A 1,089-nucleotide genomic window follows, 5' to 3' on the forward strand; every position below is an offset into this window, starting at 1 on the left:
GCCAGGACGACGGCTCGTACAACGTCGTGTGGCAGCGCGCCCAGAAGCGCCGCGATGTCGGTGCCGCGCTCGGCGTCAAGGCGGATGACGATCTGTCGCCGCCGTTCGGCGCCGATGGCGGCCCGGTCGGCAACGGCCCCGATCACGATGCGGGCACCACCGACAACGGCCTGGGCGAAACCACCGCCCCGGTCGAGGAGCCGGTCGGCAAGGGCCGCGGTCGCCGCCAGCGCGTCGCCGAGGACGCCTGATCCACCCCCGGTGCCGTGCACTCCCTCACGGCACCGCATGGCGCACGGGCGCGCCCCCTTTCGCTCCCGCACGCCGAAACTCGGGGCAACGCCGGCACACGGCGTCGCCCTTTTTTTGCTTCATGGGCTCCAGTCCCGATTCAACACCGTATCGGATCGATAATTTAGCTATTCCTTCGCTTTATCGCCGTATAAGCACAGGATATCGCAGTTCGAACCTGGGCCACGCTCAAGGGAAGGGGGTGATGAATGGATAGCCGGGCGAATGGTGATGACACCGCTCGCGGGACCGGCACGTCCACTTCATCACGAGGTCCCGACATGGCCGACCGCGTCTCCGTCTCCATTACGATCGGGGGGAAACTTCCCGCCGATCGACTGCCCGAACTGTACAAACTCGCCGATTTCTACGGCCTCTCGACCGAATGGGGGGGAGAACCGCTTGAATCCGTTACATCCGGCGAACCCCTGCGCCTCCATGCTCACGAGGTCCAGAACGGCAATATCGAGGATATCGAGGACTTCTGCTGCACCAACGACCTTCCGTTCAGGACGTGGTCGGGAGGCTCGCCCGGGTCGTTCTCGCCCGAGGTTCGGGTCTGGCCAGGTCATGGTCCGCGCGCGATATTCTCGGCCGACGACATCGAAAGCGTCGTGCTGACGCTTCAGGAATACAATGCTCTAGGTGACCTCGCCGCGATCGGTGAGCACTTCCGGTTGGGTGGCTTCAAACCGCCTGCGCTCTCCATCGTCCCGGGAAAGCCTGAGACCGATAGCTAACAGCGCCATCGGCACATCCTCCTGACCTAGCCCGATCCGCGTCCCGCACGCACCACCG

1 protein-coding gene and 1 pseudogene are annotated in these 1,089 nt (G+C 64.7%); both read left to right on the forward strand.

Annotated features, from left to right (window positions below):
• Positions 1 to 251 (forward strand): annotated as a pseudogene (locus AX735_RS26005) (DUF736 domain-containing protein); the annotation flags it as partial.
• A gap of 321 nt (positions 252 to 572) precedes the next feature.
• Positions 573 to 1,031 (forward strand): hypothetical protein, encoded by a 459-nt coding sequence (locus AX735_RS16895; protein WP_066282607.1) that lies wholly within the window; start codon positions 573 to 575, stop codon positions 1,029 to 1,031.
• Positions 1,032 to 1,089 lie beyond the last annotated feature (58 nt).

The sequence above is a fragment of the Blastomonas sp. CCH1-A6 genome (genome assembly GCF_001556365.1).
Lineage (GTDB): Bacteria > Pseudomonadota > Alphaproteobacteria > Sphingomonadales > Sphingomonadaceae > Blastomonas > Blastomonas ursincola.